Origin of the sequence: Bradyrhizobium sp. WU425, assembly GCF_021052305.1 — a bacterium.
Lineage (GTDB): Bacteria > Pseudomonadota > Alphaproteobacteria > Rhizobiales > Xanthobacteraceae > Bradyrhizobium > Bradyrhizobium canariense_D.
Genome location: NZ_CP088089.1, coordinates 1,791,798 through 1,806,981 on the forward strand (window position 1 = coordinate 1,791,798; position 15,184 = coordinate 1,806,981).

Here is a 15,184-nt window from a genome sequence, read left to right on the forward strand (position 1 = left end):
CATGAGCAAGGCAAGCGGCGCGAGCCTGATCGACCTTCAGATCATGTGGCACCGGCTGATCGCCGTGGTCGAGGAGCAGGCGCAGGTGCTGCTCCGCACGGCCTTCAGCCCGATCGTGCGCGAATGCGGCGACCTCTCGGCCGGCGTGTTCGACCTCAAGGGACGGATGCTGGCGCAGGCGGTGACCGGCACGCCCGGCCACGTCAACTCGATGGCGGAATCGGTCAAGCACTTCATCGCCCACTTTCCGATCGAGACGATGAAGAAGGGCGACGCCTACATCACCAACGATCCCTGGATGGGCACCGGCCATCTCAACGATTTCGTCGTCACCACGCCCTGCTTCAAGGACGGCAAGCCGGTCGCGCTGTTTTCCTGCACCAGCCATCTCATGGACATCGGCGGCATCGGCTTCGGACCCGACGCTACCGACGTGTTCATGGAGGGGCTCTACATCCCCATGCTGAAGCTGATCGACCAGGGCGTCGTCAACGAGACGCTGATGGCGATGATCCGCACCAACACGCGGCTGCCGATCGACACCGAGGGCGACACCTACTCGCTCGCCGGCTGCAACGACGTCGGCTGCGAGCGCCTGGTCGAGATGATGACCGAGTTCGGCATCGACTCGCTCGATGCGCTCGGCGACTACATCTGCGACCGCTCGCGCGAGGCCGTGCTGGCCGAGATCGCCAAACTGCCGAAAGGCAGCTGGCGCAACACCATGGTGGTCGACGGCTATGATGAGCCGGTCACGCTGGCCGCCGTGCTGACGATCTCGGACGAAGGCATCCACGTCGACTTCGACGGCACCTCGGCCGCGTCCAGGTTCGGCATCAACGTGCCTCTGTCCTACACCATCGCTTACACCGTGTTCGGTCTCGGCTGCGTCGTCGCCTCCCAGATTCCGAACAATGCCGGTTCGCTCTCGCCACTGACGGTGTCGGCTCCCAAAGGCGCGATCCTCAATGCGCCAAAGCCGGCGCCGGTCGCCTCGCGCCACATCATCGGCCAGATGCTGCCCGATGTCGTGTTCGGCTGCCTGCGCCAGATCATTCCCGAGCGCGTGCCCGCGGAAGGCACCTCGTGCCTGTGGAATCTCAACGTGCGCGGCCAGACCCGCTCGGGCGCCGGCGGCAATTACGGATTTTCGATGGCGGTGACCTCCAATGGCGGGACCGGCGCGCGCTTCGCGAAGGACGGGCTGTCGGCGACCGCCTATCCCAGCGGCGTGCGCGGCACGCCGGTTGAGATCGCCGAGACGCAGACGCCGCTGATCTTCTGGCGCAAGGAACTGCGTCCGGATTCCGGCGGGGCAGGGCGAACCCGCGGGGGCCTCGGCCAGATCATCGAGGTCGGCAGCGGTGTCGATGGGCCGTTCGACATCCTGGCGGCATTCGATCGCATCGATCATCCGCCACGCGGACGTGATGGCGGCAAGAACGGCGAGGCCGGCTATGTCGGCCTGAAGTCCGGCAAGAAGCTGCGTGGAAAAGGCTTTCAGCAGGTGCCGCCGGACGACCGGCTGGTGGTGCTGACACCAGGCGGCGCCGGCATCGGCGATCCCCGGGAGCGCGCGCCGACAGCCGTCAACGACGACATCGAAAGCGGCCTCGTGTCTGCCGACAATGCGGTTGAAATTTATGGGCACACGCGATGACGCTTCAGGCGTCGTGCGCGTAGCAAACGGAGGGGCTCAATGATCACGCGACGGACTTTTACCGCGGGCGCAGCGACGCTGCTCGCAGCCGGCCACATCTCGACCCGCGCGCGAGCGGCGACGGTAAGCTGGGACATGTCGACGGTATGGCCCGACGGCAATTTCCACACCCAGAACGCGTTTGCCTTCGCGGAAGAGGTGAAGAAGCAGACGGCTGGCTCGGTCGCGATCACCGTGAAGGCCGGTGGACAGCTCGGCTTCAAGGGCCCCGAGCATCTGCGCGCCGTCCGCGACGGTCTGGTGCCGCTCGCCGACGTCCTCAATATTCAGCAGGTCGGCGACGAACCCTTCATGGGCGTCGAAAGCATTCCCTTTCTCTGCGGCTCCATGGACGAATTGAAGGTGCTGCACAAATACGTGCGGCCCGAATACGAGAAGGTCGCCGCGCGCAACAACCAGAAGATCCTCTACATCGTGCCCTGGCCGACGCAATATCTGCATCTCAAGGTCAAGGTCGCCGATGTCGACGGCTTGAAGAACATCAAGATCCGCGTGCCCGACAAGAACGCCGTCGACATGCTGGCCGTGGTCGGCATGGCGCCGGTGATGATTCCGTGGGGCGAGACCATCCCGGCGCTGGCGTCGGGCGCGGTCTCCGGCGTATCCACCTCGTCGGTGTCGGGCGTCGACGGAAAATTCTGGGAATTCCTGAAATACATCTACCCGACCAACCACGTCTGGTCGTCGCAGATGCTCACCGTCAACCTCGATTCCTGGAAGGCGCTGAGTGCCGATCAGCAGCAGCTCGTCGCCGGCATTGCCGCGAAGATGGAGCCGGGCTTCTGGGCGAACTCGCTCAAGGCGGATGTCGACAGCCTCAACCGGCTCAAGGAAGGCGGCATGGAGGTGGTGCCGGTCTCGGATGCCATGATCACGGACATTCGCGCCAAGACGGCGCCGCAGCTCGACGCTTTCGTCAAGCGCGTGCCGGCGGCCGACAAGCCGGTGCGGGCCTATCTCGCGGAAATGAAGCGCTGAGGACTTGCAGTGGCAGATGTTTTGCCTGCGTCGTCCCATAGTCTCAACGCGGCGGCGCCGGCGCCGCTGCGCATCCTGCTCGACGGCATCGACCGTCTTGGCCGGCTGGACGGCTGGATCGGTGGCGGCTGCCTCTTGATGCTGACGCTGCTGATGCTGTGCGAGGTCGCAACGCGCTTCCTCTCGAACTTCCTGCCGTTCTTTCCGCCCACAATCTCGATCGCGTGGGAGTATTCCTCCTATCTGATGGCGGCGTCCTTCACCTTCGGCGCCGCCATGACCCTGCGCGTCGGCGGCCATATCCGTGTCGTGCTGCTGCTGAAGAACGTCTCCGCTCCGTTTCAGCGCGCGATCGAAATCCTGTCGGCCGCCGCCGGCTTCGCCTTCATGGCCTTCCTGACATCATCGATGGCGAAGTTCGCCTTCGGCGCCTATGTGCGCGGCCAGGTCTCGACCTCGAGCGACACCCCGCTGTGGTTTCCACAGGCCGTCGTCACCTTCGGCATGCTGCTGCTGACGCTGCAGTTCCTGGCGCGCGTGATCCAGGCCGTGCTCGGCCTGCCGCTGGAGGACCACCGCATGAAGGCCTCGCCCGTCGAATGATCGCCCACGCGCCAGCCAGCAGACACCGGATACCATGACCATCGAAGTCGTTGCTCTCTTCGGGATCCTGTTTGCGCTTCTGGCATGCGGCGTATGGATCGGCCTGACGCTTGCGCTCACCGCAACGCTGCTGCTGGCGATGTTCCGCTCAATCCCGCTCGACAAGCTGCTGCCGCAATACGCCTGGAACATCTTGACGACGCAGGAACTGCTGGCGCTGCCGCTGTTCATCCTGATGGGCGAGTTGCTGTTTCGCACCCGTCTGTCACGTTCTCTGTTCCAGGGGCTCGCGCCCTGGGCGGGGCTTTTGCCGGGTCGTCTTCTGCATGTGAACGTGATCGGCTGCACCATCTTCGCCGCAATCTCCGGCTCGTCGGCGGCGACGACGCAGGTGATCGGCCGCATGTCCCTGAACGAACTGCTGCGCCGCGGCTATTCCCGCGACATCGCGATCGGCTCGCTCGCCGGCGCCGGCACGCTCGGCTTTTTGATCCCGCCATCCAACATCATGATCATCTACGGCGTGCTCGGCGACGTCTCGATCCTGAAACTGTTCACGGCCGGGGTGCTGCCCGGACTGCTGCTGGCCGCCACCTTCATGGGGTGGGTGATGCTGCACACGACCCTTAACCCCGGCATGGTGCCGGAGGCGGAAGCCAAGCTCTCGCAAGTGCCATGGCGCGAACGGTTTGCGGCGCTCAAGGACCTCGCGCCGGCGCTGTTCCTGATCGCCTGCGTGCTCGGCTCGATGTATGGCGGGCTGGCGACGCCGTCGGAGGCCGCCGCGGTCGGCGTGTTCGGCGCGGCGCTGGTCGCCTGGGCGCAGGGCTCGATGTCGCAGCAGGTGATGCGTGACGTGCTGATCGGCTCGGTCGTGACCTGTTCGATGATCGCGCTGATCGTGCTCGGCGCCTCGATCCTCGGCAACGCCGCGGCCTTCCTCGGCATCCCGCAGGCAGTCGCCGCCTTCGTGAAGGGCTTGGGGCTATCGCCGTTCATGCTGATCGTGGTGCTGATTATCTTTTATCTGATCCTCGGCTGTTTCCTCGATGGCTTCTCGATGATCGTGATGACGCTGCCGATCGTGCTGCCGATCGTGAAGGGCGCGGGCTTCGACGAGATCTGGTTCGGCATCTTCCTCGTGCTCGCGGTTGAGATGGCCCAGATCACGCCGCCGGTCGGCTTCAACCTGTTCGTGATCCAAGGCCTGACCGACGACGGCCTCGGCTACATCGCGCGCGTCACGATGCCCTATCTCCTCATCATGGTCGGATTCGTGCTGCTGCTGACGCTCTGGCCCGGCATCGTCACGATCCTCCCGCGCGTGCTGTACGGGTAAATCCTTCCTCCGCGTCCGCCCGCAGCACTCTGGGACTGCGAGGCCAAACGAACCGGACAGCGAAACTGACGTTTGTATTCCGCGCCGCGCGTCAAATTCGCGCCGTGCGCGTGTTCCATCTTTGCGCTCCTCGTCATCCGGCGTACGCTGCCCGAGCGAGGATAAGCGCAACTGCAACCAGTCCAGAGACGTAGCACCTTTTGGCGATGTCCGCCGAGAGAGATCGAGAGCCGTTGGCGGCTCGTATGCGATGGAGAAGGCCGACAGAGAGCGGACTGCAGCATCCCTCGCGGTGGCGTCTGTGAGAAGCAAGTTCAACAAACATAAAAGCGGGAGGAACGGATGAGGAAGCGTTGGTGTAAGTCTGGTCTACCTCTTATTGCCGGCGCGACGCTGATGGTGTCGTCGGCCTTGGCCCAGTCCGTGGATACTGCGCGGATCGAGAACGGCGGTCAGAACGATTGGCTGACCTATCACGGTTCATACAAATCCTATCACTACAGCCCGCTGGCGCAGATCAATGCAAACAACGTCGGCAATCTGAACGTTGCCTGGACCCATATTCCAGGACGCTCGACCCGGGGCCTGCAATCGATGCCCCTCGCGGCGGATGGCGTGCTCTACTACTCGGGTTCTTACAGCCGGGTTTTCGCGCTCAACGGCGCGACAGGCGAGGTGATCTGGTCCCATTTTCCGGAGCTGGACGAGGCCCTGATCTCCCGTCAGACCCATTCCCCCTACAATCGCGGCGTAGCGCTCGGCGAGGGCAAGGTTTTCGTCGGCACCATGGATGGCAGGGTTCTTGGCCTGGATATGAAGTCGGGGAAGGTCCTCTGGGAAACCGGGCTGATCGACTCGCAGAAGCTCACGGTGGGTTTCACCGGTGCACCGCTTTACGCCAAGGGTACGGTGATCATCGGAGCGCAAGGCGGTGAATGGCCCGGCCGCGGTCCGATCTTCGGCCTGGATGCCACCACCGGGAAGAAGAAGTGGGAGTTCTTGACCGTCGCCGGCACCGACGAGGCCATGAAGACGTGGGGAAACGATTCCTGGCGCACCGGCGGTGGCGGTGGCTGGATGCCGGGCACTTACGATTCCGAGACCAACACGATCCTATGGGGCACCGCAAACCCGGCGCCGCTCTACGATTGGTCGGGCGCCGATTACAAGACGCAAGGCGCGCGTCCCGGCGACAATCTCTACACGAGTTCGGTGATCGGCCTCGACGTCGATACCGGCAGGCTGAAATTCCATCATCAGGAATTGCCGCACGACGCCTGGGATTTCGACAGCGCGGTCGGCGAGTTTGTGATGCTCGAACGCGACGGTCAGAAGTTCGTGGTTCACCCGAATAAGGGCGGTTTCGTCTTCGTCTATGACCGCAATCTCGCCGTGAAGAATGTCTGGCGGCTCGTTGAGAACATCAATTTCGTCAAGGATATCGATCCCAAGACCGGTGCCTTGATCGGCCGTCGCGACTTCAGCGCCGGGAAGGTCACCGAACCGCCGCTGTGCCCCTTCATTGGCGGCGGCGTCAGCTGGAACGCCGGCTCCTACAACCCGAAGACCGGCCTGTACTACAAGATCGGCCAGGAATGGTGCATGACGCTCGACGTCCAGAAGACGACGCCGGTCACAGCGCCCCAGGTCCAGCTCAATATCGGCGCCGATTTCAAGATGGTACCCCCTCCGGGCGGAGAGATTTATGGACATCTCGACGCGCGCGACCCCATCACCGGCGCCAAGAAGTGGGAGGTTCGCTATCCTGAGCCGCCGCTTGGAAGCGTGCTATCCACTGCGGGCAATCTCGTATTCGTGCCCGACTCCCGCGGCATCCTTCATGCCTACGATGCCGAAACCGGGGCCGAGCTGTGGAGTCACAACAACGGCACCGGCCACCAGGGCGGCATCGTCAGCTATTCCGTCAATGGCAAGCAGTACATTGCCGTAGTCGCTGGCTTTGGCGGCATGCTGGCGGACGAATACGCGCCAAACTTCGGCGGCGCCTACAAGAGCATGCCGCGTGATGACGGGGCGCTTGTCGTCTTCAGCTTGAAATAATTCATGGCAGATTGCCGGGGAGCAGGCGCAAGCTTGCTTCCCGTGCATTGGATTTGCGGCGTGCTTCATCAGGACATCGTGCTTCAGGATATGGAGCTGGATACCTTGAACTTGCATTTGAAGAAGATCACCGCGCTGCTATCGGCGGTGCTGGGCGCCTCGTCGCTGTATGCCGCACCGGTTCAGGCGCAGTCTGCTACTCCCGTACCCGACAACGGGACGTTCGACGTCGAGCAGTTATTCGCAGGGACTTGCGGCTTTTGTCACTCCGCTGGCGGTCGAGCCGCCGGCAAGGGACCACAGCTGATGAATTCGCCGCGCGACGACGACTTTCTGCACAGCCGCATCAAGAACGGCAAGTCTGGTGCGATGCCGGCATTCGGCGGGGCCTTCACCGACGCGCAGATCGACCAGATCGTCAAATATATCCGCGCCCTGAAGCCGCGCGAGGGCTGAATACCAGGCCGATGTCGATACGGGGACGCGGAATGAAGACAGTTCTCCCGCTTGTGGTCGGCGCCGTGATCGCACTGCTGAATCCTGCGCAGGGACGAACCCTGGACGCGATCCGCGCGTCCGGTGTGCTCGGATTATGCGCCCATCCGAACTCGCTTCCGTTCGCCAGCAAGGCGGCCGATCCTCCCGGCTTTCAGATCGAATTGGGCCAGGCGCTGGCACACGAGCTCGGGGTGTCGCTGCGGCTCGACTGGATCATCACCCAGTACCAGATGCGGAGCGCCGGTTGCGACATTGTTCTGGACGTCATCGCCAACCGCGAAGCGCAGGGTGAAACCCGCTTGCGAATCTCAAAACCGTATTATCGCACGGGCGTTGCGCTCGCCGTCCCCTCATCCAGCGCGCTCGCCTCGTTTCAGAGCCTCAACGAGCATACCAAGGTCGGGGTGCAGGTCGGATCCGTCGCTGCCATGATCATCAGTCAACGGCACGTCCCGACGTCGACCTTCGGCTTCGAGAGCGACAGCCTCGATGCCTTGTCAAACCATGAGATCGATGCCGCTGCGGTCACACCCACTGCGGCGAGTTATTTCAATCTGACGCATCCGGACAAGGCATTTCGTATCTTGGACCGCGACGAGTCCGTAGCCGATCTCAACTGGAACGTCGCCGTCGGCATGGTCCGCCCGGATGATGCATTGCGCGACACCATCGATGGAGCGCTTGAACGGCTGCGAAACGACGGCACGATCGATCGGATATACGGCCGCTACGGGGTCGTACTGCAGACGCCGAAATAGCCAATTGTTCCGGGGCGCGGTCAGTCGCGATTTAGCCCGCCGTCCCGGCCGCATTGGCCGGAACGACGGTCGTTTCGAATGCCGCTACGCCGCGGCCTTCTTCCGCGCCTGCTCGGCCTTGTACAGCTCGAACTCTTCCGCGATCGCCTTGGCGATCGAGGGCCGTTGACGCAGGCGTTCGTAATAGGCCTTCACGTTCGGCCATTTGGCGAGCTCGATCGGCGGCGTCGCCATGGTCCAGTTGATGACCGTGACGAGATAGGCGTCGGCGACGCTGAATTGGTCGAGCAGGAAGTCGCGCCCCTTCAGGTAATTGTCGAGATAGTCCAGCCGCGACAGGTTCTTCTCCAGCGCGTAGGCTTTCGTCTCCTGCGGCGCCTTGCGGTCGAGCACCGGGATGAACAGGCCCTTGTGCAGCTCGGTGCCGATGAAGCAGAGCCATTGATGCAGTCGCGTGCGCTCGATGCCCGCTGCGGCTCCGAGACCCGATTGCGGGAAGCGGTCGGCGATATATTGCAGGATCGCGGCGTTCTCGGTCAGCACCACGCCGTCGTCGGTGCGCAGTGTCGGCACCAGGCCGCTCGGGTTCACGGTTCGAAAGTCGGTGCCGTCGCTCAGCACCGTCTTGGTCGGCGGATCGACTTCGAGATAATTGGCTTCGGCGCCGGCTTCATACAGCGCGACGCGGCTCGCCATCGAACAGGCGAGCGGCGAGAAATAAAGATCCATCTTGAGCCTCCTTGGGCAATTCTTCGATGTGACTTTTGGAGTGGCGCTCAACCTGGCCAGATTGATTTTTGTACTGTCTTGCATATTATGGAGTTGGTCAAGGATTAAATTGCGAAATGGTACAAAAATCGAAGCCGCCAGCTGCTGCCACTGAGCCCAAGCGCCGCGGCCGTCCGCGCGCCTACGAACCCGAGGTCGCGCTCGGCAAGGCGCTCGACCTGTTCCGCACGCAGGGTTTCGCCGCGACCTCGCTCGACGATCTCAGCGAAGCCACCGGCATGAATCGCCCGAGCCTCTATGGCGCCTTCGGCGACAAGCGCGAGCTCTACATCAAGAGCTATCAGCGCTACCGCGACGACGCGCGCGCATCCATGGTGGAGATCTTTCGACAGGAGATGCCCGTGCGCCAGCGGCTGGAGCGTATCTTCGCCTCCGCGCTGAACATCTATCTGTCCGGCGCAACCGGCCCGCGCGGCTGCTTCACCGTGGTCACGGCGGCCTCCGAAGCGGTCGGCGATCCCGACATCCGCGCCATGGTGCTCGATGGCCTTAACGAACTCGACAAGGCGTTTGCGAGTTGCTTCCGCCGCGCCAAGGAGAAAGGCGAATTGCCCGAAAGCGCCGATCCCGCCGTGCTGGCGCAGCTCGCTTCAGCGACCGTGCACTCAATTGCCATTCGTTCGCGCGCGCGCGTGTCGCGGAAGGATCTCGAGGCGATCGTGAAGGGAGCGATCGACGTGATGGTGGGACGAAAGAGCTAGGCGGTTGCGTGGCGCGAGCTAACGTCGTCCTGGCGAAAGCCAGGACCCCTAGCCACCGAATCTGGTTTGGCGAAGATTCGGAGTTGCCGCCGTCGCGCCGCAGCTCCTCCCTGTAGCCCGCCTACGCCGCGCGAATATGCGCGAGGAAGCGGTCCACCTCGTCCCGCAGCCGCTGCGATTGCTTTGACAGCTCGATCGCGGAGCCCAGCACCTCCTCCGCTGCTGTTCCCGTCGCGGCGATGCCGGCGGTGACGCCTGCGATGTTTTGCGAGACCTCGCCGGTGCGGGCGGCTGCCTGCTGCACGTTCTGGGCGATCTCCTGCGTTGCGGTGCCCTGCTGGCCGACGGCGGCGGCGATCGCGGCGGAGATCTCGTCGACCTCCTGGATCGTTGCGCAGATCGACTGGATGCCGTCCACTGCGCCGGTGGTCTCGCCTTGTACCGCCGTGACCTGGGCGCCGATCTCCTCGGTCGCTTTGGCGGTCTGGGTTGCCAGCGCCTTCACCTCGGAGGCGACCACCGCAAAGCCGCGGCCGGCTTCGCCCGCGCGCGCCGCCTCGATCGTCGCGTTGAGTGCCAGCAGATTGGTCTGCTCGGCGATGCCGCTGATGAAGGAGACGACGTCGCCGATTTTTTGCGCGGCGTCGGCCAGACTTTGCACGCGCTCGTTCGACCGTCGTCCGTCGCTCGCGGCTTTGCCGACCACCGCGGTCGCGTGCGCAAGGCGCCGGCTGATCTCGGTCATGGACGACGACAGCTCTTCCGCGGCGGCAGCGACCGTCTGCACATTTTCCGAGGCGAGCGCCGAGGCCGACGACACCGTGCCGGTCTGCTGCCGCGACCGCTCGACGATATCAGACATCGAGCGCGCCGTGTTCTCCATCTCGACCGCGGCCGAGGAGACCGTGGTGACGACCTCGCGGATGCTGGCTTCGAAATTGTCGGCGAGCGCGGCGAACGCGCGTCGCTTCTCCGCTTCGGATTGCGCCTTAGTGTCGGCCTGTTCGGCCTGGAGCCGGTTGAAGTTGACGGCGTTGTCGCGGAACACCGCGACAGCCTTGACCATCGCGCCGACCTCGTCATTCGCCTTGCTGACGGGGACGGTGACATCGAGGTGTCCGTCGGCCAGCTCGCGCATCACGCTGGTGATGGAAATGATCGGGCGCGAGATGCTGCGGGCGATGAGATAGCCGACGATGGCGGCGAGCACGAGCCCGAGCGCGGCGATGCCGAATGCCAGCAGCCAGGCACGGTCGGCGGAGGCCACATAGTCGGCATTGTCCATCACCAGTTCGACGGCGCCGAGCGGCTTGCCGGAAAAATCCCTGATCGGTCCGAGCAGCGCCGCTACCGGCGTCGTGTCGAGCTTGGCCTGCCGTACCGTGAAGTCGCCGCCGGCGGCGCGGCCGTAATCGGCCGCATCGAAGAAGCTCTTCCCCTTCAGCGTGCCGCCGAACAGCTTGAAGCCGCCGCCGTCCGCGAGATGGAAGGCGATGTCGACATGGCGGTTGGTCTTGAAATCGTCGAGGAAGGACTGGCCGAAGGTCAGGCCAAACTCCACTGAGCCGAGATGCTTGCCGCCTTGCGCGATCGGCACGACGCCGCGGATGCCGAGCCCAGCCAAGCCGCCCTCGAGGCCGACCACGACCTTGCGCTCCTGGTTGGCCATGATCACGGTTTTGCGGAAGCCCGAGAGGTCGTCGCCAAATTTAGCAGGCTGGTGCACGCGCAGGAACGAGGTCGCGGGCGCCACGTGGAACTGGAACTGTTCGACGCCGTACTCCGATTTGGTCGCAGCAAACACCGGCCCGAACAGGCTGATCAGGGCATTGCGATCCTGTTTGGCCATCGCGTCCTGCGTTGCCGGCATCGCGGCGACGACGGCGCTCATGGCGGCGGCGCGCTGGGATTCCTCGGCAATTCGCGACTGGAGCGCGTCGTAATGACTGCGAAGCTCGCGCTGGTCGGCCCGGTCGATGATGCCGGAAATGATCCACATCGCCCCGAGCACGGCGAACAGGGCGGTCGCCGCCGCCGTCACCGCCAGCGCAACCGTGATCCGCATCCTGAGGCCGAGCGTGAAGCGCATGTCCGACTCGTTCGTTGAGCGTTGATTAAGGAGACCTATCAACTTCTCGCTAAGAGAGGGTGAACGGGATGCCGGCCGAGCGGGTGCCTTCGGGGGTGACGGAGTGACCAAAGAAGTCTGGTGTCGTCCTGGCTTTCGCCAGGACGACACGGAGGGTAGGGAGCGGTCGTGCCTTTTTCAGGCGTGCGGCCTAATACCCCCGCGTCCGGTCCACCACGTTCTCCAGCACACCACACGCCTCGAACCGCGCGATCTGCTCGGCGACATAGGCCGAGATCGCGTCGGCGTCGGTGTCGGCGGCGTTGTGCGGGGTCAGCAAAACCTTGGGATGGGTCCAGAACCGGCTGTCCGCCGGCTGCGGCTCCTGTACGAAGACGTCGAGCGAGGCGGCGCCCAGCGTGCCGTCGTCGAGGCAGGCCAGGATGTCGGCTTCATTCTGGAGGCCGCCGCGGCCGGCGTTGATCAGCACGGGCGCACCGAGCGGGCTCTTGCGGTTGAGCTTGGTGAAGACGTCGCGGTTGAGGATGCCGTGTGTATCAGGCGTCAGCGGCAATAGGCTGACGAGAATATCGGTCGTGCGCAGGAACGCGTCGATTTGCCCGGCGCCATGGAAACATTCGACACCCGCGATGATACGCGGGCTGCGGCTCCAGCCGGCGACGCGGAAACCAAGCCGCCGCAGCACATCGGCCGCATCAGTACCGAGCGTGCCCAGGCCCATGATACCCACCGTGACGGCGCTCGCTGGCCATTGATAGGTCGGCTCCCAGCGCTTTTCGCGCTGCGACTGGCGCAGATAAAGCTCCTGGCGGTGGTGCATCAGCACGTGCTGCACGACGTATTCGGTCATGCGGCCGGTCAGATCAGGCACGGCCACGCGCACCAGCGGCACGTTCGGAAGGCTCTTGTCCGCCATCAGCGCGTCGACGCCGGCGCCCAGATTGAAGATCGCACGCAGATTGGGGAAAGAGCCGAGGTCGCCCGGCACCGGCTTCCACACCGCGGCATAATGCACCTCGGCCGGATCGAGCCCGGCATCGGGCAGCAGCACCACGCGGCGGCCGCCGCAGACGGCGTCGAACCGGGCCTTCCAGCGCTCAGGCAGCCAGTTCTGCTGCGTGCTGTTGATCAGGACGGCCAGGGTGCCAACGGTCATTCGAAGTGCCTCTTTAAGTTCCGCTTTTGAAGGCCCTCCTTGGCACGATCTGCCGGATTTTTCTTGCAATTTTTTTCCGCAGCCATGTCGGGGCAAGGCATACTGGATCGTCTTCAAAACAAGCGCTCAGAGAAGGTACTGCCCATGCTTTATGCGATCCTTTGCTATCACGACGAGGACTTCGTCGGCTCATGGAGCAAGGACCAGGACGAGACCGTGATGAAGAAGCTCGCCGTGGTGCAGGAAGGTCTCGCGAAGCAGGGCAGGCTCGGCCCGGTGGCGCGGCTGCTGCCGACCACTGCGGCAGCGACGCTGCGCAAGGAGGACCCGCCACTGGTGCTCGACGGCCCCTACGCTGAGACCAAGGAGCAGTTGCTCGGCTTCTATATCGTGGATTGCAAGAATCTCGATGACGCACTCGATGTCGCCCGCGACCTCGGTGCCGCCAATCCCGGCGGCGCCTACGAGGTGCGCCCCGTCGGCGTGTTCAGTCCCGGAGGGAATCTGAAATGAGCGAAGCCGATACCGCCTGGATCGAGACCGCGCTGACCTCGGCGCGCCCCCAGGCGGTCGGCGCGCTGCTGCGCTATTTCCGCGATCTCGACACCGCCGAGGAGGCCTTCCAGAACGCCTGCCTGCGCGCGCTGAAGACCTGGCCGCAGAACGGACCGCCGCGCGATCCCGCCGCCTGGCTGATCATGGTCGGCCGCAACGTTGCCATCGACGAGGTGCGCCGCACCCGCAAGCAGCAGCCGCTGCCGGAGGACGACCAGGCGATCTCCGATCTCGACGACGCCGAGGGCGCGCTCGCCGAGCGGCTCGACGGCTCGCACTACCGCGACGACATCTTGCGGCTGATGTTCATCTGCTGCCATCCAGGGCTGCCGGCAACGCAGCAGATCGCGCTGGCGCTCCGCATCGTCTGCGGCCTGACGGTGAAGCAGATCGCGCGCGCCTTCCTGGTGTCGGAAGCGGCGATGGAGCAGCGCATCACGCGTGCCAAGGCCAAGGTCGCGGAGGCCGGGACGCCGTTTGAAACGCCGGGCGCGGTCGAGCGCTCGGAGCGGCTCGCCGTTGTCGCGGCGATGATCTATTTGATCTTCAACGAGGGCTATTCGGCGAGCGGCGACACCGCCGAAATCAGAAAGCCGCTGTGCGAGGAAGCGATCCGGCTGGCGCGGCTGCTGCTGCGGCTGTTCCAGAGCGAGCCGGAGATCATGGGACTCACGGCGCTCATCTTGTTGCAGCATGCGCGCAGTGCCTCGCGCTTTGCCGCGGATGGCTCGCTGATCCTGCTGGACGACCAGGATCGTTCGCTGTGGAACGGCACGATGATCGCGGAAGGCCTCGCGCTGATCGACAAGGCGATACGCCATCGCCGCAGCGGGCCCTACCAGATCCAGGCCGCGATTGCTGCGCTGCATGCCCGCGCCTCCACGCCTGAGGAGACCGACTGGGCGCAGATCGACCTGCTCTATGGTGCGCTGGAGGTGGTGCAGCCCTCGCCGGTGGTGACGCTCAACCGCGCGGTCGCGGTTTCCAAGGTGCGCGGACCGCAAGCCGCGCTCGACCTGATCGAGCCGCTGGCGCCAAAGCTTGCCAACTACTTCCATTTCTATGGCGTGCGCGGCGCCTTCCTGATGCAGCTCGGCCGCAACGACGAAGCCCGCATCGCCTTCGACCGCGCCATCGCCCTCGCCAACACGTCCGCAGAAGCCGCTCACATCCGCATGCATCTCGATCGCCTGATCCGGGACAGCCAGCCCAAGGGCGCCAATGGCGGCGCCAGGCAAGACGCTAAGGTCGAAGGCGCAAAGGTGAAGTAGGGAGCGCCTGCCTGGGGCATAACAAATTTTTCCGCTTCGCCTTGTCGGGCCCGGTCCCCTCCCTTCGTCCTAGGAGCGTATCCAGGGAGCCATTCATGCTGAAAGCCATTGCCGTCATCGCCATCCTGCTCGCGGTCGGAATCGTGGGCGTGCTCGGCTTTGCCCTGACGAAGCCCGACACATTCCGCGTCGAGCGCAGCCTCGCCGTGAAAGCGCCGGCCAATGCAGTCTATCCCTTGGTTGCCGATTTCCATCGCTGGACGGCCTGGTCCCCCTACGAGAACCGCGATCCTGCGATGAAGCGGGCGTTTGGCGGCACCGCGCAAGGCAAGGGCGCGACCTATGCCTGGGACGGCAACAACAATGTCGGCGCCGGCCATATGGAGATCCTCGAGGCGAGTGCGTCGTCAAAACTACGCATCAAGCTCGATTTCGAGCGGCCTTTCGAAGGCCACAACACCGCCGAGTTCACCTTTGTGCCGCAAGGCGATGCCACACTGGTCACGTGGGCGATGTCCGGTCCGGCCCCGTTCCTGTCCAAAGTCATGCAGGTGTTCGTCAACATGGACAACATGATCGGCAAGGATTTCGAGGCGGGCTTGGCCAGCCTGAAGAAGCTCACCGAGAAGTAGCGCCGTCACCCCGAACCAAAGCAAAAAGGAGAGA

Annotated in this window: 14 protein-coding genes; 11 read left to right on the forward strand and 3 right to left on the reverse strand. The window is 64.2% G+C overall.

Annotation, left to right across the window (positions count from 1 at the left end; translation table 11 throughout):
- Position 1: 1 nt before the first annotated feature.
- From BcanWU425_RS08565 to BcanWU425_RS08595, 7 genes are all read left to right on the forward strand, one after another.
- Positions 2–1,660 (forward strand): hydantoinase B/oxoprolinase family protein, encoded by a 1,659-nt coding sequence (locus tag BcanWU425_RS08565; protein WP_204512225.1) that lies wholly within the window; start codon positions 2–4, stop codon positions 1,658–1,660.
- A gap of 39 nt (positions 1,661–1,699) precedes the next feature.
- Complete coding sequence (locus BcanWU425_RS08570) at positions 1,700–2,698, forward strand: TRAP transporter substrate-binding protein (protein WP_018453766.1); 999 nt, start codon at positions 1,700–1,702, stop codon at positions 2,696–2,698.
- Positions 2,699–2,707: 9 nt separating this feature from the next.
- Entirely contained in the window at positions 2,708–3,301 is a 594-nt protein-coding gene (locus tag BcanWU425_RS08575; RefSeq protein WP_085394693.1) for a TRAP transporter small permease subunit, read from the forward strand.
- Positions 3,302–3,335: 34 nt separating this feature from the next.
- Positions 3,336–4,640 carry a TRAP transporter large permease gene (locus BcanWU425_RS08580; protein ID WP_085348915.1) on the forward strand — a complete coding sequence of 435 codons (1,305 nt, stop codon included), beginning with the start codon at positions 3,336–3,338 and terminating at the stop codon, positions 4,638–4,640.
- Between the two features lie 342 nt (positions 4,641–4,982).
- On the forward strand, positions 4,983–6,701 hold the full coding sequence (locus BcanWU425_RS08585; protein ID WP_231190361.1) for a pyrroloquinoline quinone-dependent dehydrogenase: 1,719 nt from the start codon (positions 4,983–4,985) through the stop codon (positions 6,699–6,701).
- Between the two features lie 60 nt (positions 6,702–6,761).
- Positions 6,762–7,157, forward strand: coding sequence for a c-type cytochrome (locus BcanWU425_RS08590; protein WP_231190364.1), 396 nt, complete (start codon positions 6,762–6,764; stop codon positions 7,155–7,157).
- A 32-nt stretch (positions 7,158–7,189) separates the two neighbouring features.
- The gene (locus BcanWU425_RS08595) at positions 7,190–7,957 is read left to right on the forward strand and encodes a substrate-binding periplasmic protein (RefSeq protein WP_204512224.1); all 768 of its coding nucleotides are present in this window, start codon (positions 7,190–7,192) and stop codon (positions 7,955–7,957) included.
- Between the two features lie 84 nt (positions 7,958–8,041).
- Here the strand turns inward: BcanWU425_RS08595 and BcanWU425_RS08600 are convergent, their stop codons facing one another.
- The gene (locus BcanWU425_RS08600) at positions 8,042–8,686 is read right to left on the reverse strand and encodes a glutathione binding-like protein (RefSeq protein WP_231190367.1); all 645 of its coding nucleotides are present in this window, start codon (positions 8,684–8,686) and stop codon (positions 8,042–8,044) included.
- A gap of 116 nt (positions 8,687–8,802) precedes the next feature.
- Here BcanWU425_RS08600 and BcanWU425_RS08605 point away from each other — a divergent pair, with 116 nt between their 5' ends.
- Positions 8,803–9,447, forward strand: coding sequence for a TetR/AcrR family transcriptional regulator (locus BcanWU425_RS08605; protein WP_204512223.1), 645 nt, complete (start codon positions 8,803–8,805; stop codon positions 9,445–9,447).
- A gap of 121 nt (positions 9,448–9,568) precedes the next feature.
- On the opposite strand, the gene BcanWU425_RS08610 is transcribed toward BcanWU425_RS08605, so the two are convergent.
- Both BcanWU425_RS08610 and BcanWU425_RS08615 read right to left on the reverse strand, forming a co-directional pair.
- Positions 9,569–11,536, reverse strand: a complete 1,968-nt coding sequence (locus BcanWU425_RS08610; protein ID WP_018453771.1) for a methyl-accepting chemotaxis protein — start codon at positions 11,534–11,536, stop codon at positions 9,569–9,571.
- A gap of 190 nt (positions 11,537–11,726) precedes the next feature.
- Positions 11,727–12,692 carry a 2-hydroxyacid dehydrogenase gene (locus BcanWU425_RS08615; RefSeq protein WP_018453772.1) on the reverse strand — a complete coding sequence of 322 codons (966 nt, stop codon included), beginning with the start codon at positions 12,690–12,692 and terminating at the stop codon, positions 11,727–11,729.
- Between the two features lie 144 nt (positions 12,693–12,836).
- On the opposite strand from BcanWU425_RS08615, the gene BcanWU425_RS08620 reads away from it, so the two are divergent.
- From BcanWU425_RS08620 to BcanWU425_RS08630, 3 genes are all read left to right on the forward strand, one after another.
- Positions 12,837–13,205, forward strand: coding sequence for a YciI family protein (locus BcanWU425_RS08620; RefSeq protein WP_026232592.1), 369 nt, complete (start codon positions 12,837–12,839; stop codon positions 13,203–13,205).
- Positions 13,202–14,518 (forward strand): RNA polymerase sigma factor, encoded by a 1,317-nt coding sequence (locus tag BcanWU425_RS08625; protein ID WP_018453774.1) that lies wholly within the window; start codon positions 13,202–13,204, stop codon positions 14,516–14,518. Before BcanWU425_RS08620 ends, BcanWU425_RS08625 begins: the two co-directional genes overlap by 4 nt.
- A 95-nt stretch (positions 14,519–14,613) precedes the next feature.
- A complete protein-coding gene (locus BcanWU425_RS08630) occupies positions 14,614–15,150 on the forward strand; it encodes an SRPBCC family protein (RefSeq protein WP_018453775.1) in 537 nt (178 codons plus the stop codon).
- The last annotated feature ends 34 nt before the right edge of the window (positions 15,151–15,184 follow it).